The following is a 23,461-nucleotide window of genomic DNA, read 5'->3' on the forward strand; positions in this document are numbered from 1 at the left end:
CCTCGGGCGGTCGGCAGAGGGTGTGGGATGCGGAGGACGCATTGCGCATGCCGCCCCCGTCAGGCGCGTATTGTTCGACGCGCTCAGGCCTTTCCCACTTTCCGGAACGTGATGTGGCCGATCCGCCGCACGAGCAGCGCCGCGACGAGCGCGGCCACGCCCGTCAACATCACGCCGATATGCACCGACTGCACGAGCGCGTCGCGGGCGGCGTCTAAGAGCGCGGGCGCATCCAGCCCGGCGGCGCGCAAATCGCGCAGCAGCGTGTCGCGCAACGCCTCGTCGACGAGAATACGCGGGTCTGCGAAGCGCGGCTGCCATTGCGCCGACGCGTTCGCGCCGAGCACGCTGATCGTGCGCGTGACGACGCTCGCGTAATGATGCGCGACGATCGTCCCGACGATGCTCGTGCCCAGCATCCCGCCGACCATGCGCGTGGATTGCAGCAGCGCCGTCGTGATGCCGAAGCGCTCCCGCCCCGCGATCTCCTGCCCGAACACGTTCATGTTGTTCAGTACGAAGCCGAGTCCGACGCCGACCGCCGCCATCGGCAACTCGATCCACAGATGCCGCGTCGATGCGCGCGCGAACGCCAGCGCGAACGAGGCGACGAAGAGCAGCGAGAAGCCGATCGTCAGGATCATCGTCGGCTTGCGAAGATGAATCACGATGCGCGTATTGACGAAGCTGCCGATCGCGATGCACGCGGCGATCGGCGTCGCGAGAAGGCCCGCGTCCTGCGGCGAGAGGCCGAAGCCGCCTTGCAGCAGCAGCGGCGCGAAGAAGATCAGCGAGAACATCACGAAGCCCGCGAGAAACGACAGCGTGAAGAGCGTGACGAGGTGCGGATCGCGGAAGATGTCGAGCGGAATGATCGGGTGCGTCGCGCGCCGCTCGCAGACGAGAAGCGCCGCCGCGCCCGCCGCCACCGCGCAGCCGAGCGCGATGTTGCCGCCCGACAAGCCGGTCTTCGGCACCGACTCGATCAGCGCCTGAAACCCGCCGAGGACGAGCGCGACGAGCACCGCGCCGAGCCAGTCGATTTTCACGCTGCCTTCGCGCGGCCGGTGCAGATTCGGCAGATGCGACCAGATGAAGTACAGCGCCGCCGCGCCGACCGGCAGATTGATGAGAAAGGTCGAGCGCCAGCCCCAGTGCTGGCTCATCCATCCGCCGAGCGACGGGCCCGCCGCCGTGCCGATGCCGTAGGCGGCCGCCAGCACGACTTGCCAGCGCACGCGCGTGCGCGGATCGGGAAACAAATCGGGGATCGCCGCGAACGCGGTGCCGACCATCATGCCGCCGCCGACGCCCTGCAGCCCGCGCCCGAGCGCAAGGAACAGCATGGTCGGCGCGAGTCCGCAAAGCACGGAGGCGACCGTGAACGTGATGACCGCCGCGATCACGAAGCGCTTGCGGCCGAAATAGTCGCCGAGCCGTCCGAACACCGGCACGGTGACGACCGACGCGAGCAGATAGGCGCTCGCGATCCACGCGTAATACTCGAAGCCGTGCAGTTCCGCGACGATCGACGGCAGCGCCGTGCTCACGACCGTCTGATCCAGCGCGACCAGCATGTTGACGAGCCCGATGCCGAGCATCGCGTAGAGGGCGGTTCTGAACGCAAGCGCGTGCGGCTGGGCGTCGGTGGTGCGGGCGTCGGTCATGCGGCTGTGTTAAGCGGGCGCTTAGTCGGTGGAGACTGAATTGTACGGTGTCGCTTGCGGCGAATCGACTCATCGCAAAAATGGCCGGGTCGCGGGACGCTTCGCAGCGATATGCTGCAACGGCATCGGCATCCCGCCAACGGTCGAGGAGAAAGCACGCCATGTTCAATCGCATCATCGTCGCCATCGACGGCAGCCGCACTTCGCAGCGCGCGTTTCAGGCCGCGCTCGATCTCGCGGTCACGCATCGGTCCGTCCTTCAGCCTTATTACGTCGTCGAACACGGTCCGATGTTTCTCGACGTGCCCGGCTACGATCCCTCGGCGCTGCAAACGCGGCTTGCGGAGCAAGGCAGTTCGCTCGCGCGCGAAGCCGCCGACGCGATGAAGGCGCGCGGCGTTGCGGGCGAAGTCGTGACCGCCGACGCCACTGCGAGCGACGATGTCGCCACGCTCATCATCTCCGCCGCCAGCAGATTCAATGCCGACCTGCTCGTCATGGGCACGCACGGGCGCAAGGGCGTGCAAAGGCTGATTCTCGGCAGCGTGGCGGAGCGTTGCCTGCGTCAGGCCAACTTGCCGGTGCTGCTGATCCCATCGGCGGCAGCGACTCCTGACGCCGCGAATACCGCATGATGCGAACGGCTGGCAAGCATGGCAGGCGCGGCATTTTTTCGCGGGGACGCGAACGCCTGCTATGGGACAATCGTTTTGTCATTTATCAAAAACGAAGCCCGCCATGTCCGATTCGACTCGCACCCGACGCCCGGCAGCGCACTGTTCGAGCTGCGCCATGCGCCACCTCTGCATGCCCGAAGGCCTCTGCGCGAAGGACGTCTCCAAGCTCGAACACATCATCTCGGTCACGCGCAAGATCCGCCGGGGCGACGCGCTCTTTCGCACCGGCGACGCCTTCGACTCGCTGTACGCGGTGCGCTCCGGCTCGCTCAAAACCGTCGTCACGCATGACGGCAGCCGCGACGGCGGGCGCGAACGCGTCGTCGGCCTGTTGCTCGCGGGCGACGCGCTCGGTCTCGACGGCATCGGCGAAGGCCGGCATACGTGCGACGCCATCGCGCTCGAAGACAGTTCGGTCTGCGTCGTTCCCTACGCCCTCTTCGAGCGCGTGTGCCGCGAGACGGACGCCCTGCAGCGGCGCATGCACCGCATGCTCGGGCAGGCCATCAATCGCGAGGCGGATCATGTCGTGCGGCTCGGCATGTTGCGCGCGGACGAACGCGTCGCGCGCCTGTTGCTGGACATATCAGCGCGGCTCGCCCGGCGCGGTTATGCCGCCGCCGAATTCACGATGCGAATGACGCGCGACGACATCGGCAGCTATCTCGGCATGACGCTCGAAACGGTGAGCCGCACGCTCTCGCGCTTCGACAAGCTCGGGCTGATCGAAGCGCAGGGCAAATCGATCCGTATCCGCGATTTCGACCGCCTGCGCGAAATCTGACATTTCCCCTTCAAACGATGCCGGCGCGCGCGCGCCGGTTCCCTCCCTCTAAAAGAAGGCCGCCGATAAAGCGGTTGGCACGCGCCTCGCTAGGCATTAGTCTTTTCGGTTGCTTTATTGCTCGTGCCTTGCACGGCATTTGACCTGCCACGGAGACTGAGCGAAATGAATCGCGAACCTTCCCTGCGTCATCCGCTGCTCGACCGCCTCGCCGAAGCACGCCGCGTCACCGACGAGCTTTTCGACATCGTCAGGCGCGAGCATCTGTATGACCGGCCGATTGCCGAGCGGCATCGCATCGTGTTTTACATCGGGCATCTGGAAGCCTTCGACCGCAATCTGTTCGATCAGCGCCTATTCCATCTTCCGAGCCCCAACCCTGCCAACGACCAGCTTTTCGCGTTCGGCATCGATCCGGTGGACGGCGGCTTGCCGGCGGATCAGCCGGCCGACTGGCCGTCGCTCGACGAAGTGGCGGCTTACAAGGCGAAAGCGCGCGCGGACATCGACGCGCGCCTCGACCCGATCCGGCTCGTCGCGCAGCCGGTGAGCACCGATGAAACGCCCGCGAAACTGCTCGAAGTGGCGATCGAACACCGGTTGATGCACGCGGAAACGCTCGCGTACATGCTGCATCAATTGCCGGTCGATAGAAAAATTGCACCCGCCGACGCCGCCTCGGAGCGCACCTCCGCCCGCGCGCTCGTGCACGAAACGGTGCGCGTGCCCGCCGGCACCGCGACGCTGGGGTTGTCGCGCGAAAGCGGACGCTTCGGCTGGGACAACGAGTTCGGCGAAATCGAAGTAGACGTGCCGGCATTCGGCATCGACCGTTACATGGTGACGAACGGCGATTACCTGCGCTTCATCGATGCGGGCGGTTACTGGAACCGCCGCTACTGGAGCGACGACGACTGGGCGTGGAAGGAGCAGCAGCGCATTGCGCATCCCGCGTTCTGGATTCCCGGCGACGAAGCCGACAGCCCCGACGCCGGCTGGAAGCTGCGCACGATGTTCGAGGAGATCGCGCTTCCGCTCGACTGGCCGGTCTACGTGAGCTATGCCGAGGCCAGGGCCTACGCGCGCTGGGCCGGCAAGCGGCTGCCGACGGAGGCGCAATGGCAGCGCGCGGCCATCGGCGCGCCGCACGTCGCGGAAGGCAACTTCGATTTTCGACGCTGGGACCCGACGCCCGTGCAGGCGCATCCGGAGAATCGGAGTGCGTTCGGCGTCGAAGGCCAGTTTGGCAACGGCTGGGAATGGACTTCGACGACCTTCGGTCCGCTCGACGGCTTCGAGCCGTTTCCGTTCTATCTCGGCTATTCGGCGAATTTCTTCGACGGCAAGCACTTCGTCATGAAGGGCGGCTCACCGCGCACGGCGGCGTGCATGTTGCGGCCGAGCTTTCGCAACTGGTTTCAGGGGCATTATCAGTATGTGTATGCGGGGTTTCGGTGCGTGGAGTGAGTGACAACTGCGAAGCGTGATCCGCTCCGCGGATTGTCGAGCCGGTACTGCGCGTCGCGCGGGGCCGGATTGTTCGTCGTCGGTCTCTGATGCTTTGTGTTTCGGCAATTACTGGCTGAGGCTTCGGCACCGCCGCTTCGTCGCTCCAGTCTTCGTGGAGCGTGGTTGCCGCCCACCATGCGTCCATACGTGTACCAAACGCACGGAGGTCCGCGCAGTGTGACTGCGCGTCGATCACCCCTTCCATGTATGCAAACTCGGCGCCGCGACGCATGCGGTCGCGACTTCGGTTTCTCTGCGCGCGGAATTGGCGCTTGGCTAACACCCGAGTGGCGACGCAGCCGCAGAGCGCGGTTAGGAACAGGAACAGAAATAAAAAATCAGCCACGCCGAGTCTTCCGGAACGTTACTTGGCTGCAAGATTATGCGCACTCAATGAGCCGAGAATGAGCGAGCGTGTCATATCGGGAGCGCGGCATAGGGAAATGAAACCCTGCTTATGCTTGAACCCCGTATTCCGTCGGAGATCGCCGGGAGCATGAAGATCATCGCGGCAAGCAAACGCTTCCACGGCATCTCGATACGGCGACTGACGACACTCGGTGCGCATTGTCGCGTAGACAGATTCGGCCACTCATGCCACTGATAGAAACTTAGTCGCCCGGAGACGAGATTGTGCAGTGGCTTCCTGCAGGCTGCACAGAAGACCAAGCGCGTCGCCCGTCCATCACCGATCGACAATGCGGCTCAGATTGCCTCGCACGCGCTGCAACAGCGCGATCAGCTGCTCACTTTCCTGCTTGCTCAGTCCCACAAGCGCCTCGGCGGTGACTTTGTCGCCGACGCGCCGCGCACGGTCGAGCGCTTTCTCGGCCTTGGCAGTCATGCGGACCTGTCTTGCGCGTCGATCATCCGGATCGTCGTGACGCTTGATCCAGCCGCTCTCTTCCATCCGGTCGAGCAGCCGCCCTGCGGAAATCGGCGCGACTTCGAGCAAACCCGCAAGCCGCGCCTGATTGACCTCGCCGTAATGCGACAGATACGCGAGCACGCGGCATTGCGCACGCGTGAGATCGAGCGACGACTTCGCGAGCGCGTCGAAGCGGTTGCCGCACAAGCGGTCCACATCTGCGACCAGGAAGCCGAAGCGTTTATCGAGTTGAGTGCTCATCGGGCAATTATAAGGAAGTCCGTCGAACTCGCATTATGATAAGCTGGCTTACTATCTATGCACGCCGCGAACCGTGACGCATCCCATGTCATCACACACATCGACGCAAAGCGCGCCGCTGAACCGCACCATGCTGACGGTCTCGATCATGCTCGCGACGCTGATCCAGACGCTCGACAGCACCATCGCCAACGTGGCGCTGCCGCACATGCAGGGCGCGCTGTCGGCATCGCAGGACGAGATCACATGGGTGCTCACGTCGTACATCGTCGCGGCGGCCATTGCCACGCCGCTCACCGGATGGCTGGCGGATCAGCTAAGCGTGAAGCGGCTCCTGTGCATGGCTATCGCCGGCTTCACGGTGGCGTCGGCGCTGTGCGGTCTGTCCGAGTCGCTGACGCAGATCGTCGCGTCCCGGCTGTTGCAGGGCATTTTCGGCGCGGCGCTGGTGCCGCTCTCACAATCCATTCTGCTGGACATCAATCCGCCCGAAAAACAAGGGCAGGCCATGGCCGTCTGGGGCATGGGCGTGATGGTCGGCCCGATCCTCGGCCCGACGCTCGGCGGCTGGCTTACCGACAGCTACAACTGGCGCTGGGTCTTTTTCATCAATGTGCCGATCGGCGCGTTCGCTCTGTTCGGCGTGCTGACGTTCTTGCCGACGCAGGCAGCGCGCCGCGCTGTCACCTTCGATGCCTTTGGCTTCGCGACGCTCGGCCTCGCCATCGGCGCATTCCAGGCGATGCTCGATCGCGGCGAGCAGCTCGACCGGTTCGGCTCGATGGAGATCCGCATCGAGGCGATCATCGCGGCATTGAGCTTCGTGTTTTTCATCGCGCATACGGCTACCGCTGGCGCGCGCTCGTTCTTCAAATACGAGCTCCTAAGGGACCGCAACTTCGCGACGGGAACATGCTTCATCTTCGTGATCGGCGCCGTGATGTACGCAACGCGCGCGCTCTTGCCGCCGATGTTGCAGAACCTGATGAACTATCCTGTCGCGACGACGGGCCTCGTCACCGCGCCGAGCGGTGCTGGAACGATGATCGCGATGCTGATTGCCGGCCGCTTGCTCAAGCGTATCGATGCGCGGCTGTTATTGCTCGCAGGCTTTCTCATCTCGGCCTTCGCGCTCTGGCAGATGATGCATTACACGATCGTGCTGTCGCCATCGGACATCGTCTGGCCGGGCGTGGTTCAGGGATTCGGGCTGGGCTTCGTGTTCGTGCCGCTGTCCGCGCTGACGTTCTCGACGCTCAACGCCGCGCTGCGCGCAGACGGAACGGCAACGTACAGCCTGATGCGCAACATTGGCAGCAGCATCGGCATTTCCATCGTGCAGACGTTGATGACGCGAAACACGCAGGTCGCGCACGCGGACCTTGCCGCGCATATCACTGCTTTCAATCCAGCGATGCAGTCGATTCTCGCCACCGGGTCGATGCGGGAAATAGCGCTGTTGAATGAGACCGTCACGCAGCAGGCGGCGATGATCGCTTACCTGGACGACTTCAAGTTGATGTTCGTCGCGACGCTGCTCGTCATGCCGCTGATTCTGCTCATTCGGCCGTCGCGCCGTGCAGCGGATAAATCGCTGGCGCATGCGGCGATGGATTAAGCGAGCGGCGCGGAAAGTCCATTTGGATCGTTGCAAGGCGTATTTCAGCCGCCGCTGCCTTGATCGCGGCAACTGTCTTTGCTTTACTGAAGACGGTCGTCGGTCATGACTTCATCGCTGTACGGTGCTTAACACCATGCCACGATTGCCTTCCCTTCTCGAACAGACACTGAGCGCCCTCACGCGTCGCTACCGGTTGCCCGAACTCGACGTCGATTCAGCCGATCGTCAGAAACTCAGTCCCGACACAGCAGTCGCTATCGCGATCGAACGAGTTCGCGTCGCGACGGCGGCGCGCGCTGCGCTGAACGCCACGTTGAATCACGATTTCTGTGAGTCCCTCGCGCGGCTTATAGAGGCTGTGGTGCATCCGCAAACTGGAGAGGCCGTTTATCAGGCCGCCATTCTTCGCTACCGCGAAGCGACGGTGCGCGAATATGCAGCCTTGTCCTCTCATGCGGAACGTGATCGACGTTTGATCCATGCCGCCTTCAACACGATTGCGCATCCGGCGCGCTTGCAGCGCATGGCCGCCGGAACACTACGTGAAGCGCTAACTCGGCTGTATGCGTCGGCGATGTCATCGTCCTGGATAGAGTTCGAAGACGGTGCGCGGCGTCTGCTGGAAGCGTCGGCATCCGATGGCGAAGCGCCCGTCAGACAGCGCATTCAGCGACTCCTTGACAGTGAACCGCTGACGCGATTGCAACGTCTGCAAGCGCTTGAAGCCGACCAACTCGTCCGCCGCTATCGATCGCTGTGGGAGCAACAAGGGCCCGTTTCCGGGAGCGCAGCCGCCGCCGAGCAGGGCATCGCTTCCAAGCAGCGCGGCGATGAAATCGAAGCGCTGGCCGCGGGTGCGCTTCGGGCGCTGGCCGAGCGACTCGAGCGCGAAGACCCACCGATGACCTACCGCGTCGTCACGTCGTTGCGCGTACCGGCATCGCTTCCTTCGAGTCACGAGCACGCCAAGACGGAATGGGACGTCGTCCTCTTACAACATGCCGCGGCCGCCGACGAAACATCCGTCTGGGATATTGCCCTTCTGCTCGAAGCCAAGGCGTCCGTGCATGCAGCCTCGACTGATTTTCCCCGGCTCTTACGCGGTTTGCGCTTGCTCGCGGCAGCGGATGAAAGCACGGTCTATGTGTTTCCGACTCGAGAAAGCGCGGTGCGCATCTCCGGCGCGTCGTTGAGCGCACTGTCCAGCGAAACAAACCGTCTTGCCGATGCAGTGCTCTATTGCTGTGATGCATCCGCCGATGCGGCTCCGCGACTCCTCAATGCAGCCAACAGAATGCATCTTCTACTCGCGCCGGCCAGCCTGGCCTACGCCAGCACCATGATGGAAGCCGGACGTCCGGATGCAGCCACGCTTGAACCGGTATGGCGCGACCTGCTCGAATCACCGCGATGGAGCATCGTGCTTGATCAATACCCGATGCTGCAACAGGTGCGGGAACTGACGGTTCATATCGACGACCTCTTAGCCGCGATCAAAACGTCGTAGACGTGAGTGTTTCGTGTGCTCTTGCGCACGCGTACCGAAGCAGGCCTTGCCGCTAGTTGAACGGTATTGCAAGGGGTCCTCGATGCAGATCGGCAACTCGCGCACCCGCCGTCCTGTCGCGTGATAGACCGCGTTGCCTATCGCTGGATTCATGCCGACGATGCGAATCCTCCCCAGCCCCTTCGCGCATAGCGGATTCCCTGCACATCGGCTTCCGCCGACATGATGACGTCGACGTGGGCCGACATCCGCGTCTCCTTCAGCAGCACCATCCCGACGATGCGCGGCGTTTCCAACGACGCCCGTGGCCCACCCAAAGAAGTACATTAGAGCAGTCATACGTTTCTGTTTGCCGAACGCAGATCATCGCGTGCTTCTTGTGCGAGCGCTTCGTAATGCTTGCGAAACTCACTCAACTCCTTCTGATCGAGTTCTTCGAGATCGAGCAAAGCGTTATGCGCCGTGTCCATGGCGCGGATGATCTCGTCCAGCTTGATCTGCATTGCCGCGGTGTCACGGTTTTGCGTGTTCTGGATCAGAAACACCATGAGGAAAGTGACGATGGTCGTCGAAGTATTGATGACGAGCTGCCACGTGTCGCTGAAGTGAAACAGCGGGCCGGAGATGCCCCAGACGAGCACCAGACCGACAGCAATGACAAAAGTCGATGCACGGCCCGCGAGGCGCGCCAAGCCGTTCGAGAACTTAAGAAACCAGGAAGTCTTCATGGCTCATGGCTCCGTTATCGCGTTCTGCTGCTAGCGTCTCTTAGACCACAATTCCCAGCTGATGCCGGCGTCTCCCCGCTTCGCTTTCCGCAACGTATCAAGGAAAGGAATCACACGGTGGCCGCGCTCAACTCACGTTGTGATGTGCCTCCGATATAGCGCAGCCGCATGAACGCGTCAAGGATTGACGAGGACGGCGGTCTGCATCGCTATGTGTCGACGAAGTCGCATCAACCGGCGGAGTCAGCGATGACCAAGTTCTGTCACCCGCGTGCGGATAGCGTGGCTAGTTTCGTTTCGTCGCACATTTCGCCGCGTGAAACTATCGCCGTTCCCTACGGATGCGCGGCGGCGCACATATCCGGCTTGAACGCTCGCGACGCACCGCCTACAGTTAGCTTCGGACTTCCAGCGTGACTAAGCGGCCCTTAACTTCATGCATATCAAACGAAGGATGCGATATGGAGAGCGCCCCAGCGTCCGAAGTCACTCATTTCCCGTCTCCCGAACGGCTACTCCAGACTGGCATGGCCTTCTGGGCGTCGAAGACGCTGCTTTCCGCAGTCGAACTCGGTGTGTTTACCGAACTGGCCAACGGTCCGCGCGAAGCATGCGACCTGATCGGTGCACTCGGCCTGCATGCGCGTTCGGCGCACGACTTCCTGGATGCCCTTGTCGCGCTTCAGTTGCTGGACCGCAAAGGATCGGGTTATGAAAATACGCCCGAGACCAGCCTCTTTCTCGATAAGGGCAAGCCGAGCTACGTTGGCGGTCTGCTGGAGATGGCGAATGCACGACTTTATCCGTTCTGGGGCTCGCTAACCGAAGCACTGGTCACAGGACGCCCGCAAAACGAGGCAAAGCGCGGAGGGAATCCTTTTGACGCGATTTACCGCGACGAAGCGTCATTGCGGGGCTTCCTGCAGGGAATGACGGGCGTCAGCCTTGGCGCCGCGCGCGCAATCGCACAGCAATTTCCCTGGGCCGATTACGGCACGTTCATAGACATCGGTGCAGCTCAGGGCGCCTTGCCAGTGCAGGTTGCCCTCGCGCATGCGCATCTGACAGGCGGCGGTTTCGACTTGCCGGCCGTCGGGCCGATCTTCGACGAGTATGTCGCCGACCACGGCCTCACAGAGCGGCTGCGCTTCTATCCGGGCGACTTCTTCAAGGACGAATGTCCGTCGGCCGATGTGCTGGTCATGGGACACATTCCTGCACGATTGGGCGTTGCCGCAAAAGCTCGAATTGCTCGGCAAGTGCTACGCCGCGTTACCGTCGGGTGGCGCGCTCATCGTGTACGACGCGGTGATCGACGACGAACGTCGGAAGAACGCTTTCGGCTTGTTGATGAGCCTGAACATGCTCATCGAAACGCCAGGTGGCTTCGACTACACGGGCGCGCAATGCCGGCAATGGATGGAGGAAACAGGATTCAAAGCGGTGCGTGTCGAGCCACTAGCCGGACCGGATTCAATGGTCATCGGTTTCAAGTGACTGCGTGGCCGGCGCTCGAAGCACCCGTCAGGCAAAGAGGCTGCTGAGCAATTGATCGCTTTATGTCGATCTTTGTGGTCCTAATGGTTTCCTCGCCATTTCTAGCCTGCGGATACGCCGAGCACCTTATTGCGGAACTACGCATTCCTACTCTGCCCACGCTGATGGCCCGCCTTCAGTGCCTCAACCACTAGCTCAACAGCCCGCGATGCTTTCCGCCGACTCGGGTAGTAAATGTGATGTCCAACAAACGTCGGACACCAGTCTTCGAGTACCCATGCCAGCTTTCCGGCGTGAACGCGCTCCTCAACCAGATCCCTCGGCACATACGCGAGGCCGAGGCCGCCAAGCGCCGCTTCGACCATCTGATAAACGCTGTTGAACGTAAGTTGCCCTTCGACCCGCACCTGCAGTTCTCGCCGCCCCTTGCGTAATTCCCACGGAAGCAACGATTCTCGTGTCGGCAATCGGAGATTGATGCAGTTATGCATTATGAGGTCCCGCGGCGTCCTCGCGGGAGGCCTGGACCGCAGGTAGCCCAGCGAACCGACAATCGACATCGTCATGTCCGGCGCGATGCGCACTGCGACCATGTCCTTCGCCACCTGGTCGCCGAGCCGCACGCCGATGTCGAACCGGTCGGCCACGATATCGGCTAAACCGTAGTCATTCAGCAACTCGATTTTGACTTCGGGATATTGGCGCAATAAAGGCTGTAGTCGTGGCCAAACATACGTGTTGGCTGCGTAATCCGTGGTGGTGATGCGAACGGTGCCACTCGGCCGATCCGTCGATCCGCGCAACGCGTCTACTTCGGCCTCGATTTCCTCGAAGCGTGGTCTGATGGCAGATAGAAGTCGTTGCCCCGCCTCGGTCAGCGAGACGCTACGAGTCGTTCGCATCAGCAGTTGCAAGCCGATGCGTCTCTCGAGGCCTGCGACGGTCCTGCTCAGCGCGGACTGGGATACGCCCAGTTGCGCGGCCGCGCGTGTGAAGCTGCTCTCCCGCGCAACGGTGATGAACGCGACAAGGTCATTAAAGTCTTCCTTCATTAATGCTCCAGAGCATAAGGGCATTCCGATTTTGCCATCTAGTCACCGGATCTACTCATGATTACATTAAGCACAGTTGGATAACGCTGTTCTTAACGAAGAGGATGAAATGGAACTGAAACGCGCAGGCTCGCAGCCGTCGATGAAAGGCCCTGAGGAATGGTTCACCGGTACGGTTCGGATCGACCCGCTCAACGCGCCCCCGCCACCCGCGCGCGTGTCGTGCGCCGCCGTGACTTTTGAGCCGGGAGCGCGCACTGCGTGGCATACGCATCCGCTCGGTCAGACGCTACTCGTCACGGCGGGATGCGGGTGGACGCAGTGTGAAGGCGAGGCGCGCGTCGAGATCCGCGCGGGCGATGTGATCTGGTGCCCGCCGGGTCACAAACACTGGCATGGCGCGACATCGACAACTGCAATGACGCACATCGCCATTCAGGAATCGCTTGACGGTAAGAACGTCGAGTGGCTGGAGAAAGTCACGGACGAGCAGTATCACGGTGGCAGCGTGCAGAAGTGATGAGTTAGACATTGCCGCCGCGTTGTTGCTGTCTGCGTCGTTGGTAGCGTCGGCGGCAGGCATCGAAAGCGAGCCCGTATGGATCGTCACGACTAACTCGCTCTGCCGAGATTGAACCGGTCAATCATCAACGTTTCCTCCGTCGCCGGTCACAAGATAAGTCCCGGAGCGCCGTCTATGCGGGCACAAACTGGGCGTTGCGCCATCTCGGAAGACCTTTGGCAAGGAGCTAAATCGTGGTTTCGCCGGGAGCAGTCGCGAGAGAACCAACCGACGCCGATCGCCCGCAAGCACGCCGTTAAGCGCCCACCGCTCATGTGATTTTTTCTCCTCCAGTGCGGAAATCATTTCGTTCGATGCGGGACGAAGGCGAGCCTATATTCGTGCTCACTTCCCCGACACGCAAAGATGAAAATAATGACGAAAGAGACACCTGTTGCGATCATCACGGGCGCGGCGAGCGGCATTGCCCAGGCGAGCGCGCAACGCCTGGCGCGCCGCGGTCATCGCGTAGTGATCGCGGATCTTCACGAATCCGCCGCCGACGACACCGCGCAGTCCATTCGCGCGAGCGGATTCGATGCGTTGCCCGTCGCGGTCGATGTCGCCAGCGAGACGAGCGTGCAAGCGATGGTCCGAACCGTGGTCTCGGAGTGGGGCCGCATCGACGCGCTGGTGAATAGCGCGGGCGTCGAGAGCGCGAAGGCGTTTCTGGACATCACGCCCGACGAATTCCGCCGCGTGCTCGAAGTCGACACGACGGGAACATGGCTGTGCTGTCAGGAGGCGATTCGCCAGATGGTCACGCAGAAGAGCGGCTCGATCGTGGATCTCAGTTCGATCGCGGGGCAAAAAGGCGGCGGCATGCTCGGCACCGCGGCGTACGCCACGTCCAAGGGCGCCATTCTCGCGATGACGAAATCGCTCGCGCGCGAGTTCGCGAAGTCGGGAATACGCGTGAACGCGGTCGCTCCTGCGTTCACGCTCACGGACTTCGTGCGCCGTCAGCTCGCGACGAAACGCGGGGGCTTCATCGATTCGATCTACGCGGCGACGCCGATGGCGCCTATCCAAAGGCAGCGGAGGTCATTGCGGGCGAGTAGTCGAGCGGCACCTTTCTCGCGCTGCCCGGCGAAACGGATGCCCTCAAGGAACGCGCACGCGTCGCGCGCGTCGACTCGTTGCCGCCGGTGCTGGAGCCGTCGCTGAAAGCGCGTTCGTCGAACGTAGGGAACCGGCGAAGCTCTGCTATCGCGTTTCCTGTCGACAACGTCGGCGCGAATCTGCCCGCGCATCTGTCCACCATCGGGGGCAACCTCTTCGAACTCGGCGAAATCACGGGCTTGCGGTTGCTCCATATCGACATGCCTGGCGAGTACGCGCAGCAATGGCATCTTGAATCGATCAACGGCGAGCCGCTCGATACCTACTATCGCTGGCTCGGACTCACGTACCTCGTCTCGCTGATGACGAATCCCGCGTTGTCCCTGCCGTGCGGCGTCGATCATGCCGGCATGCCGTCCGGTGTGCAGTTGATCGGCCCGGTGCGTGGCGATGCGCGATTGCCCGAGATATCCGAGGCGCTCGAAGCCGCGTTCGATACGGACGACGCGCTGTGTCGACCGGTCCCCGATCTCAAGGCACTTTCCGGGCCGGCGCCCGAACTGCGCTCCATCGTGACGTCGCCGCGGGTCTCCCCGGCTTCGAGCGGAGCCGACCTGGCGTGAGCATGTCAATGGCTGTGTCGCGTGTTCGGGCCTCTCGTGCGTGTGTTCATGTCGAGGCCTGCTGCACCGCCAGCCGCGATTGCCCCTGGCTGCCACGGAATCGCTGCGTTCTTAGGGTCGCAATGACTCTCAGATGTCCGTTCATGAGCCGAGGTCGAGTGTGTTTCCACAAACACGTGCTTAACGGGCAAAGTGAGTTTGCCGCAGGCACCGCAAGCAATGAGATCGTGGGGATCGAACGATGCAAGCGCCAGCGCAACATCTGCCGCCATTCCGTTCCGCTTACGCGGTTTTCCGTATCATCGAAGAAGCGCTCGCGATACCGCGCGTCATGCGCACGCGCGCCGTATCGTTCTGACCGTGGCGTTGCCGCGAGAAGCACTGCGAAAAGCAGCGCGAAACGCAGTGCGAGAAAAGGAATCGCAACCATGACGACGAAAGTGCTGATCGCGGACGACCACACGCTCGTGCGCGACGGGCTGCGGCATATCCTCGCCAACGCGACCGGCTTCCAGGTGGCCGGCGAAGCGAACGATGGCGCGAGCACGCTGGCGCTGGTGCGCTCCACGCCGGCACAAGTGCTCGTACTGGACCTTTCGATGCCGGGCCGCAGCGGGCTCGAACTGATCAAGCAGATCAAGGACGAGAAGCCCGCGCTTCGCATCCTCGTGCTGACCATGCACGCGGAACAGCAATACGCCGCACGCGCGTTCAAGGCGGGCGCATCGGGCTATCTCACCAAGGAAAGCGCGAGCGCGGAACTGATCTCGGCCGTCACCAAAGTGGCGGCGGGCGGCGCTTACGTGAGCCTCGCGATGGCGGAGCGCTTCGCGCAGAGCCTCACCGAGCCGGCGGACGCGTTGCCGCATCAACGTCTGTCGGATCGCGAATTCGAAGTCTTCCGGCGGCTGTGCGCGGGCGAATCCATCAATCAGATCGGCGAGGCGCTGTGCGTAAGCGCGAAGACCATCAGCACGTACAAGGCGCGCATTCTCGAGAAAATGCAGATGCCGCACGAAGCCGCGCTCGTGCGCTACGCCGTGCGGCACCGGCTTTTCGAAGACGAGAACGACGACGCCTGAACGCCCGGTCTCATCGCCGTCAGGATTTCCCTACACGTCTGCGCAAACGCCTACCGAAGTTTCCGCCACCGCCGATTCATTTCGGCGATGACGCGGCCAATAATCGACGAATGGACTGATGCGCCGCGCATCGAGATTCCACGCTGTCCCGGCATCCGGCTCGCGCGCGCGAACCCGACGTTCGACAGGAGGCACCGCATGTTTCCCGCAAGCGAAGCCCAATCCGTTATTCGCCACCACGAAGCGCCCGTGCCGCGCCGCGCGTTCCAGGCGACGGACCTCTCCGAGACCGGCGCGACACGCAAGCGCATTCGCTGCTCTACCTGTTCGATGCAAGGCGTCTGCATGCCGAGCGGTCTTTCTCCCGATGATTACGAGCGGCTCGACGCCCTCATCTGCTCGACGCGCGCCGTGCGCCGCGGCGAGACGCTCTACCGTGCGGGCGATGCGTTCCAGAGCGTCTATGCGGTGCGCAGCGGATGCTTCAAGACCGTCGTCGTGCATCGCGACGGCCACGAGCAGGTCACGGGCTTTCAACTCGCGGGCGATGCGCTCGGGCTCGACGGCGTCAGCGCCGACAGCCACACGTGCGACGCGATCGCGCTCGAGGACAGCGTCGTCTGCATCATCCCGTTCGATCTGCTCGAAGTGCTGTGCCGCGAGGTCAGGGCGATTCAACATCATGTGCATCGTCTGATGAGCGGCGAGATCGTGCGTGAGTCGAACCTCATGTTGCTGCTCGGGACGATGTCGGCGGAACAGCGTGTCGCGGCCTTCCTGCTCAATCTCTCGACGCGCATGAAGGCGCGCGGCTACTCGCCCGCGCAGTTCGTGCTGCGCATGACGCGCGAGGAGATCGGCAGTTATCTGGGCCTCAAGCTGGAGACCGTGAGCCGCATGTTCTCGAAGCTGCAGAAGTCCGGCGCAGTCGATGCACGCGGCAAGGAAGTGCGGATTCTGGATCAGGCGGGTCTCGAAAGCGTGTGAAGGCGGGGATCGGTGAGCGCCGTGTGTTTGCACTCGGCATGGCGCAGCGCGTGCGGTCGCGCGATGTGATGCCGCTAGTCGTCACGCGCGCCGATCGCGGAAAGGCACGGTATCGCCGGTGCCATCCGTCGACTACACCGCTGCTGCCGCTTCACCGATGAAGCGCGTGAGCTTCGCACCCGCAACGTTCGCGCTCGCCGTGACACTGGCCGGCGCGGAATCGCTGCAAGCAACCCCGCGCCGCGCCGCATTACCAGCTGAACCGATACCCCGCCTGACCGAAGACGTCGCGCCGCGCGTCGCCGCCCATGTTGTGCGCGTACTTGACGTTGACGTACAACTCGGACGCCCGGCCCATGTTCGCGCTCACGCCGAGGCCGAGTTCGTACCAGGTCCGCGCCGGCGACATGCCGAAGGACGTCTCGCCGACGGTCGTCGCGCCCGGCGAAACGAAGTCGTGCAGCACGTCCGCCGTGAGGTAGGGCGTCGCTGAACTCGTCTTCGAGTCGTTCTGCATGTTGAGCCTGAAGAGCCGGAAGCCGAGCCGCCCGCGCAAGGCATTCGATGCATTGCCGGAAACATCGGAGACGCCGTCGCTGAACGCGTTGAGCTTCTGGTACTGATAGGCCAGTTGCGCCTGCGGCTCGATGGCGACGGGCGAGCCGCCGAGCTGGAACGGCTTGCCGGCCTCGACCGACCCCGCCACGCCGAAACCGTTCTGCGCGCTGCCGCCTCCGTAGACATCGCCGAACTTGTTGCGGTAGTGCGTGAACTGCGCGACGCCATCGACATATGAGCCGTCGCGGAAATAGCGCGTGAGATAACCGCCGACGCTTTGCGCCTGCGTGGTCATCGAGCCGGTTCCGGTGCCGAGCGTCGGATCGATGCCGCGTGCGCTGTCATCGAAATTCGCGCTCGTCGTGCCGAACGTCAGGGTGACGCCCGCGTGCGTGCTGCCGCCCGCCGCGCCGTGCGACACCGTCCAGTCCTTGCCGAACTGCGCGAAGAAGGAGCGGCTGTCCGCGGAGAAACGGTCGTTGCCGTGCTCGTCGAGATTGTTTCCGCCGATACGTCCCCACACGCCGTCAGCGTGGCCGGGTTGCGCCTGGTCGAGCGCCGCGACGTCGCCCACGCGCTCGTGCAGGCGGCCGAGCGTCTCGAAGCCGTAGTCGAGGTCGAGCGACGGCGCCATCGCATAGCCGACGACTGCCGGACGATACGCCGGCACCGCCTGACTCGCCGATGCCCGCGACGACGCCCCCGGCGAGGCGTCGCCAGCGGCTTCGATCTGCGAGCGCAGATACCAGTCGTTCGCGCTCGCCGCGCCTCCGCGATACAGCATGTATTGATACGCGCCGCCTTGCACGGGCGCGGCGAGTTGAAACGCGTTCGCAGCCGATACGCCACCGACCTGAACGACGCGGATGCCGTCGCCGACCGTCGGCACGCCTGCGCCGAGGCCATGCACGCGCACGGCGGTCTGACCGGCCGCGTTTGCGCCGATGGACAACGAATCGGTTTGCGTCGCGCTGCCGCCCTGATTGAGCACGGTGTTGAGCGCGAGCGTGCCGCCGACGCCCGTATAGTCGCCGCCGACGCGCAGCCGGTTGCCCGTCTGCGCCGCCGACGAACCGAGTTGCACGAGACCGGCGTTCGTGAGGCCGCCGCCGATGGTCAACGTGCCGGACGGATCGCCGGAAAACGCGCCCAGCGCGTTCGCGACGGCGATCGTGCCTCGATTGACGACCGCGCCGGGCGCCGTGCCGTATCCGCCGAGACTCGCGCCGGCCGCGATGGTCGTCGTGCCGGTGCCGAGCGTCGCGTTGGCGTGAGCCGCATCGCCGGCCACGAGCGTGCCCGCCGCGATGTCAGTCGCGCCGGCGTAAGCGTTCGCGCCGTTGAGAACCGTGCTGCCGGCGCCCGCCTGCACGACATCGCCCGTACCGGACACGCGCCCGCCGAAGCCGACGTTGTCCGAGCGATCGAACACGAGCGCGCCGTTATCGACGACATCGCCCGCGATGCTGCCCGACGTGCCGCCGTTGCCGAGCCGAAGCGTGCCCTGCGAGATCGTCGTGCCGCCGGCATACGTGTTCGCGCCGAGCAACGTGAGCGTGCCGCTTCCCGTCTTGGTCAGCGCGCCCGCGCCGGTCACGCCTTGCGAGAGCGTCGAGGCGAAGCCCTGCGTATCGATGGTGCCGCCCGGCGCCGCTACGCTGATCGCTCGCGTGGCCGCGAGATCGAGCGCATTGTCGAGCCGCAGCGTCCCGCCGTTGAACACGACGGCGCCCGTCGGCGCGCCGATCGCGTTGTCCGCGCCGATAGCGATCGTGCCGCCGGTCAGCGTCGTCGCGCCGCTATACGTGTTGCCGCCCGCAGCGGACGGCGCCAGCGTGAGAACGCCGGCGCCCGTCTTTTCGATGCCGCCCGTTCCCGAGAGCTGTCCGGTGTACGTGCCGTTGTCCGGCTGGGCGAAGCGCACGAGCCCGTTGTCCGTGATCGCTCGCGGCAGGCTCTGCGCGCGCGCCTCGAGAACGCCGAGCGCATCGACGACGATCGACCCGGAATAGTTCGCGTTGTTGCCGGTCAGCGCGAGCGTGCCGTCCTGCACTTCCGCCCGCGTCGCGCCGGATATCGGGCCGGTCAGCGTCCAGGTGCCCTTGTCCGCCTTGTACAGCGATTCGAAGCCGCTGAACGTGCCCGAAAGCGTGCCCGTACCGTCGCCGTTGAGATAGACCGTATCGTTGCCCGCGCCGCCGTCCACGTTGCCGCTGATCGACGAGCCCGTGTAGAGACGCACCGTATCGTCGCCGCCGGCGAGCATCAGGGAGCCGATCACCTTTCCGCGATTCGTGAAGTCGACCGACCCGTTGCCGCTCGCGCCGATCACATTGCCGGGCGCCTGGATCGTGCCCGTCGCCTGGTTGACGATGGTGTTGCTGCCGGAGACGTTCTGCAGCCAGATCGCGGCGGCGTTGTTCGCGCGGATCAGTCCGGCGTTCGTGACGATGTTGCCGCTGCCCTGCAGGTTCACGGCTTCCGCTTGCGTCTGCGGGCCGGTGGCGAGGACCTGTCCACCCTGCTGCACGGTGAGCGATCCGTTGTTCGCGAACTCGATGGTATTCGCGCCCGTGCTGTACATGCCGTTTGACACAACGGCGTTCGCTTTCACGGAACCGCCATTCTCGACCACCACCTTCGCGTTGTTGCGCAGACTGATCGCGTTGGAATCACCGACGGCCACCGACGCGCCCGTTCCGACCGTCACGGTTCGGCCATCCTCGCTGGACACATTGCCGTTGCCGATCCGCGTGGTAACGGGATTGGGTGCGAGCGCGCCGCAGGTGGTGGTGAGGCCCGTCGTCGTGCACGCTGCATCGGCGAGCGTCGACTGGAAGGCAAGAAAAGGGAAAAGAAGGATTGCATATGCAGCACCTAGGGTGCTGCGCGAGGGAGAGTTGGCGCGCATCTTTGTAATAATTGGTTAAAGAAATCAGCGCGCGCCATTACAACAAAGAACTCCTATGCGATCTCAAGGTTTTACACAATTTAACAAAGGCCGCTTGCATTACAAGGCTCTTTCGCAGCTTACAGATGCCGCGTTTGCCGCGTTTCGCATGTCGCGGAGGGCGTGTTGTCGTGCCGATAAGGACGGATGCGCCGAGTTGATCCGGCGATGTGTTCCGGTGAGCCGCACCGCGATTTGCGTACAACGGCAGCCCGTTTCGCCAGCGCTCACTCCGGACGACTAACGCAGTTTCGACGCGACGCTGAAACCTTGCGGATGCCTCTGCCGGGGCTATTGGCGAGGCGCCCGGCGGCGGAGTGAATGGTGCGTTGGACTGCGCGTCCGACGCATCCCGCGTCGGACGGTTGATTAGGGCGACCGATTGCCGCGCAATCGCGCTTTCCGTTATCGCTGTGTGCACGCCTCATGCAATGTATCGAGCCGGCGCGCCGATTCAGCGACATACGGATTCGTTTCGTCCCACGCATAACCGGCCAGCACCGCGCTGATCATCCGGCGAATGACCGGGTTCTGTTCACGCGAGAAGATGATGTCCTGCAGCTTGCCCGAGTACCATCGTTCGACGAATGCGCGAAACGTGTCGATGCCCTTGCGCAACGGCGCGTCGTAGTGCGCTTGCCAGTCGATGACTTCGCCATGCAGATGACGTTCGAGCGTCTCGACGGCAAGGTGCGCGGAACGCAGCGCGATAGTCACGCCGGACGAGAAGACCGGGTCCAGAAACTCGCCCGCATTGCCGAGCAGCGCATAACCGTCGCCATGCAGCTTCTCGACGTTCGCCGAATAGCCGCCGATATGCCGCACGGGCATCAGAAACGGCGCATTGCCGATCAACCGGTTGAGCGTCGGCTCGCTTTGGATCAGCGAACGAAGTCTGTGCTCGCGCTCCGATTCCGGCACATCGAGAAACGGCGCCTCGGCGACGCATCCCACGGAGGATCGCCCGTTTGCCAACGGAATCATCCAGTACCACACATCGCGATGTTCAGGATGCACGGCCACCGTGATCTTGCTGCGATCGTGAGCGTCGACCGGAATGCCGTCGCGCACATGCGTGAAGAGGGCGGCGCGCGTCGGCATGCGCGTTGGCGCCTCCAGATTCAGAAGGCGCGGCAGCACGCGCCCGAAGCCGCTCGCGTCGAGCACGAAGCGCGCGTGCACTGCGTATTGCGTGCCGGCTTCGTCGATGACATCGAGCACGGGCGCATCGCCCGTCCGCATCGCGAGGACCGTATGACCGAAGCGCACGTCGGCGCCCTGCTCCGCCGCGCAGCGGATCAGCAGATCGTCGAACCCGGCGCGTTCGACCTGATAGGTGGTGCCCCATCCCGTCGAATGCTTGTCGCGAAAGTCGTAGGCCGAAGCCTGATCGCGATACACGAAGTGCGCCCCGTTCTTGTACTGGAAGCCCGCTTCGACCACTGCCCGCAGCATGCCCGCCTCTTCGAGATACGCCATGCTTTGCGGCAGCAGGCTTTCGCCAATCGAAAAGCGCGGAAAGTGCTGCTTTTCCAGCACGACGACCGAACGTCCCGCTTTGCGCAGCAAGGCCGCGGCCACCGCGCCCGATGGTCCCGCGCCGATGATGGCGACATCGACCGTGACGTTTTTGGAACCTTCCTTGATCATTCTGTTTTCCCTCTGTTGCACAGGGCAACGTATTGCGAAGTCACTGCATGAGCGAGGCGTCAGCGATTACAATTGCACGCCTCCGCGCATAAAAACCAACTCGAACTACTTTCATATCTGACCCATCGTGCAGTTCACCGAAACATCCAATGTGCCGTTCGTCCCCGAGACGTCTTTCGGCGTCTGGTTCTTGCGCACGCATACGTGGGAGCATCACGTTCTGCGTGTCGCCATCAACGATCTGAAACGCCTTATCGACACGCCGCTTCCCGCCGCGCCCGTGATCGTCGACGCAGGCTGTGGCCAGGGGCTTTCGTTGCGTCTGCTTGCACAGGCGTTCAAGCCGCAACGCATCGTCGGCATCGATTTTCATGAGCCGTCGCTCGCGCTTGCTACTCATTCCGCGCGTGCATGCGAAGCGAATCCCGAGACCTCGGCGACGAAGATCGAACTGCTCCACGGCGACTGCGCCAATCTGCCGCTGCAGGACGCAAGCGCGGACATCGTCTTTTGCCACCAGACGTTCCATCACCTCGTCGAGCAGGAACGCGCGCTGGCCGAATTCCACCGCGTGCTGAAACCGGGCGGCGTGCTGCTTTTCGCGGAATCGACGGATGCGTACATCAAATCGTGGGTCATTCGACTGCTGTTCCGCCACCCGATGCAGGTGCAAAAGAGCGCGCAAGGCTATCTCGACATGATCCGCAACAGCGGTTTCAGCTTCGAGGCCCGTAACGTCTCGCTGCCTTATTTGTGGTGGAGCCGCGCGGCGGACTTCGGCCTTCTCGAACGCATCGGCCTTTACACACCGAAACCCGGCAAGCGGCGCGAAACGCTCGTCAACGTCGCGGCAAGGAAAATGGTCTGACGCGACAAGGCGACGACAGCGCGGCGCGCATCTCTCGAGCGCGCCGCGCTTTGCGCGCGTCCTACTTCTTCAGCGTCACGACTTCACCCTTCAGCGCGACGCCGGCCATCACCGCGCCCGCACCGCACGTGAACTCCGTCGCGCTCTCGCGCGGCTGGTTCTGATAGTTGCTCTTGATATTGATGACCGCGTTGCCGCCTTCCTTTTTCGCGCGCGCCTGCAATTCCATCACGGCCGAGAGAAATGCGTGCTGGCACGCGGCCTCGTCGCTCTTGCCGAACGCGTTGGTCTTCTTGTTCGTCGCAAATTCGCCGAAGGTCTTCGTCACGTTCGGATGCGGCTGCCCTGCGAAATAAAGCGGTATGTTCTGGTCCACTTTGCCCGGCTCGCTCTTCAACGCGGGCTCGACGGGATAATTCGCGACCGAGTTGCGCGCGAACGCCTGCGACGACAACATGCTTAAAACGACTGCTGTGAGAATGAATTGACGCTTCATGATGTATGGCGAGTGGTTGATGACTTTATTCGACGTCGAACTTCACGACATCGCCGCGCACCGCGAGCGTCGAGCCATTGTTACTTGCACCGCAGGTGAACTCGGTCGATGACGCGCTCTCGTTGTGCTGGAAGCGCGTCGTGACATTGATCACGGCATCCGCGTGTCGGTCGCGCGCGTAATCGCGCAATTGATCGAGCGCCTTGTTGAGCGCGATTTCGCAGGTCGCTTCCTGACCGTCCATCGTGCGCGCCACGCGCACCGACACTTCCTTCACGCCGAGCTTCGTCTTCACGTTCGCGTGCTGCTGATTACCGAAATAGAGCGGCACGTCCTTCGTGTTTTGCGTTTGAACCGCGGCGGGCATCGGCAGCGAGCGGACCTTGGTCGTGCAGCCCGTTTGCGTGATGAGCAGGCCAGCCATCATCGCCAGAAGGATTTTTGTTTTCATT

At 63.2% G+C, this 23,461-nt stretch carries 20 protein-coding genes and 1 pseudogene; 12 read left to right on the forward strand and 9 right to left on the reverse strand.

Annotated features, from left to right (window positions below; translation table 11 throughout):
- Nucleotides 1-83: 83 nt before the first annotated feature.
- A complete protein-coding gene (locus LDZ27_RS18680; protein WP_244817256.1) occupies nt 84-1,601 on the reverse strand; it encodes an MFS transporter in 1,518 nt (505 codons plus the stop codon).
- 227 nt (nt 1,602-1,828) lie between these two features.
- On the opposite strand from LDZ27_RS18680, the gene LDZ27_RS18685 reads away from it, so the two are divergent.
- The 3 genes from LDZ27_RS18685 to LDZ27_RS18695 all read left to right on the forward strand — a co-directional run bounded on the left by LDZ27_RS18685 (nt 1,829) and on the right by LDZ27_RS18695 (nt 4,595).
- A complete protein-coding gene (locus LDZ27_RS18685; RefSeq protein WP_244816370.1) occupies nt 1,829-2,302 on the forward strand; it encodes a universal stress protein in 474 nt (157 codons plus the stop codon).
- A gap of 103 nt (nt 2,303-2,405) precedes the next feature.
- A complete protein-coding gene (locus tag LDZ27_RS18690) occupies nt 2,406-3,128 on the forward strand; it encodes a helix-turn-helix domain-containing protein (protein WP_244816371.1) in 723 nt (240 codons plus the stop codon).
- Between the two features lie 165 nt (nt 3,129-3,293).
- Complete coding sequence (locus LDZ27_RS18695) at nt 3,294-4,595, forward strand: SUMF1/EgtB/PvdO family nonheme iron enzyme (protein ID WP_244816372.1); 1,302 nt, start codon at nt 3,294-3,296, stop codon at nt 4,593-4,595.
- 727 nt (nt 4,596-5,322) lie between these two features.
- Here the strand turns inward: LDZ27_RS18695 and LDZ27_RS18700 are convergent.
- The gene (locus LDZ27_RS18700; protein WP_244816373.1) at nt 5,323-5,766 is read right to left on the reverse strand and encodes a MarR family winged helix-turn-helix transcriptional regulator; all 444 of its coding nucleotides are present in this window, start codon (nt 5,764-5,766) and stop codon (nt 5,323-5,325) included.
- Between the two features lie 85 nt (nt 5,767-5,851).
- Between LDZ27_RS18700 and LDZ27_RS18705 the strand changes: the two genes are divergently transcribed.
- A complete protein-coding gene (locus LDZ27_RS18705; protein WP_244816374.1) occupies nt 5,852-7,384 on the forward strand; it encodes a DHA2 family efflux MFS transporter permease subunit in 1,533 nt (510 codons plus the stop codon).
- Between the two features lie 136 nt (nt 7,385-7,520).
- A complete protein-coding gene (locus tag LDZ27_RS18710) occupies nt 7,521-8,894 on the forward strand; it encodes a 3-deoxy-D-arabino-heptulosonate 7-phosphate synthase (protein WP_244816375.1) in 1,374 nt (457 codons plus the stop codon).
- A gap of 149 nt (nt 8,895-9,043) precedes the next feature.
- Here the strand turns inward: LDZ27_RS18710 and LDZ27_RS18715 are convergent, their stop codons facing one another.
- Entirely contained in the window at nt 9,044-9,190 is a 147-nt protein-coding gene (locus tag LDZ27_RS18715; RefSeq protein WP_244816376.1) for a hypothetical protein, read from the reverse strand.
- Nucleotides 9,191-9,229: 39 nt separating this feature from the next.
- On the reverse strand, nt 9,230-9,622 hold the full coding sequence (locus LDZ27_RS18720; protein ID WP_244816377.1) for a low affinity iron permease family protein: 393 nt from the start codon (nt 9,620-9,622) through the stop codon (nt 9,230-9,232).
- 461 nt (nt 9,623-10,083) lie between these two features.
- Here LDZ27_RS18720 and LDZ27_RS18725 point away from each other — a divergent pair.
- Nucleotides 10,084-11,119, forward strand: a pseudogene (locus LDZ27_RS18725) (methyltransferase).
- Between the two features lie 137 nt (nt 11,120-11,256).
- Here the strand turns inward: LDZ27_RS18725 and LDZ27_RS18730 are convergent.
- Nucleotides 11,257-12,171, reverse strand: coding sequence for a LysR family transcriptional regulator (locus LDZ27_RS18730; protein WP_244816378.1), 915 nt, complete (start codon nt 12,169-12,171; stop codon nt 11,257-11,259).
- A 109-nt stretch (nt 12,172-12,280) separates the two neighbouring features.
- Between LDZ27_RS18730 and LDZ27_RS18735 the strand changes: the two genes are divergently transcribed.
- The 5 genes from LDZ27_RS18735 to fnr all read left to right on the forward strand — a co-directional run bounded on the left by LDZ27_RS18735 (nt 12,281) and on the right by fnr (nt 16,487).
- Entirely contained in the window at nt 12,281-12,691 is a 411-nt protein-coding gene (locus tag LDZ27_RS18735) for a cupin domain-containing protein (RefSeq protein ID WP_244816379.1), read from the forward strand.
- A gap of 417 nt (nt 12,692-13,108) precedes the next feature.
- On the forward strand, nt 13,109-13,900 hold the full coding sequence (locus LDZ27_RS18740) for an SDR family NAD(P)-dependent oxidoreductase (protein ID WP_244816380.1): 792 nt from the start codon (nt 13,109-13,111) through the stop codon (nt 13,898-13,900).
- Nucleotides 13,873-14,418, forward strand: coding sequence for a hypothetical protein (locus LDZ27_RS18745; protein WP_370653413.1), 546 nt, complete (start codon nt 13,873-13,875; stop codon nt 14,416-14,418). The genes LDZ27_RS18740 and LDZ27_RS18745 overlap by 28 nt, the downstream gene beginning before the upstream one ends.
- 428 nt (nt 14,419-14,846) lie before the next feature.
- Nucleotides 14,847-15,500: a response regulator transcription factor gene (locus LDZ27_RS18750; RefSeq protein WP_244816381.1), complete on the forward strand. Its 654-nt coding sequence runs from the start codon at nt 14,847-14,849 to the stop codon at nt 15,498-15,500.
- 198 nt (nt 15,501-15,698) lie between these two features.
- Nucleotides 15,699-16,487, forward strand: coding sequence for a fumarate/nitrate reduction transcriptional regulator Fnr (fnr, locus tag LDZ27_RS18755; RefSeq protein ID WP_244816382.1), 789 nt, complete (start codon nt 15,699-15,701; stop codon nt 16,485-16,487).
- Nucleotides 16,488-16,737: 250 nt separating this feature from the next.
- Here fnr and LDZ27_RS18760 read toward each other — a convergent pair whose 3' ends face one another.
- The gene (locus LDZ27_RS18760) at nt 16,738-19,956 is read right to left on the reverse strand and encodes an autotransporter outer membrane beta-barrel domain-containing protein (protein WP_244816383.1); all 3,219 of its coding nucleotides are present in this window, start codon (nt 19,954-19,956) and stop codon (nt 16,738-16,740) included.
- A gap of 444 nt (nt 19,957-20,400) precedes the next feature.
- Nucleotides 20,401-21,645, reverse strand: coding sequence for an NAD(P)/FAD-dependent oxidoreductase (locus LDZ27_RS18765; RefSeq protein WP_244816384.1), 1,245 nt, complete (start codon nt 21,643-21,645; stop codon nt 20,401-20,403).
- A gap of 127 nt (nt 21,646-21,772) precedes the next feature.
- On the opposite strand from LDZ27_RS18765, the gene LDZ27_RS18770 reads away from it, so the two are divergent.
- The gene (locus tag LDZ27_RS18770; protein WP_244816385.1) at nt 21,773-22,513 is read left to right on the forward strand and encodes a class I SAM-dependent methyltransferase; all 741 of its coding nucleotides are present in this window, start codon (nt 21,773-21,775) and stop codon (nt 22,511-22,513) included.
- Between the two features lie 61 nt (nt 22,514-22,574).
- Here LDZ27_RS18770 and LDZ27_RS18775 read toward each other — a convergent pair whose 3' ends face one another.
- Together LDZ27_RS18775 and LDZ27_RS18780 are read right to left on the reverse strand one after the other, a co-directional pair.
- On the reverse strand, nt 22,575-23,009 hold the full coding sequence (locus LDZ27_RS18775) for an excinuclease ABC subunit A (protein WP_244816386.1): 435 nt from the start codon (nt 23,007-23,009) through the stop codon (nt 22,575-22,577).
- 25 nt (nt 23,010-23,034) lie between these two features.
- Nucleotides 23,035-23,460, reverse strand: a complete 426-nt coding sequence (locus LDZ27_RS18780; protein WP_244816387.1) for a hypothetical protein — start codon at nt 23,458-23,460, stop codon at nt 23,035-23,037.
- Between the last annotated feature and the right edge of the window lies 1 nt (nt 23,461).

The sequence above is a fragment of the Caballeronia sp. Lep1P3 genome, from assembly GCF_022879595.1.
Lineage (GTDB): Bacteria > Pseudomonadota > Gammaproteobacteria > Burkholderiales > Burkholderiaceae > Caballeronia.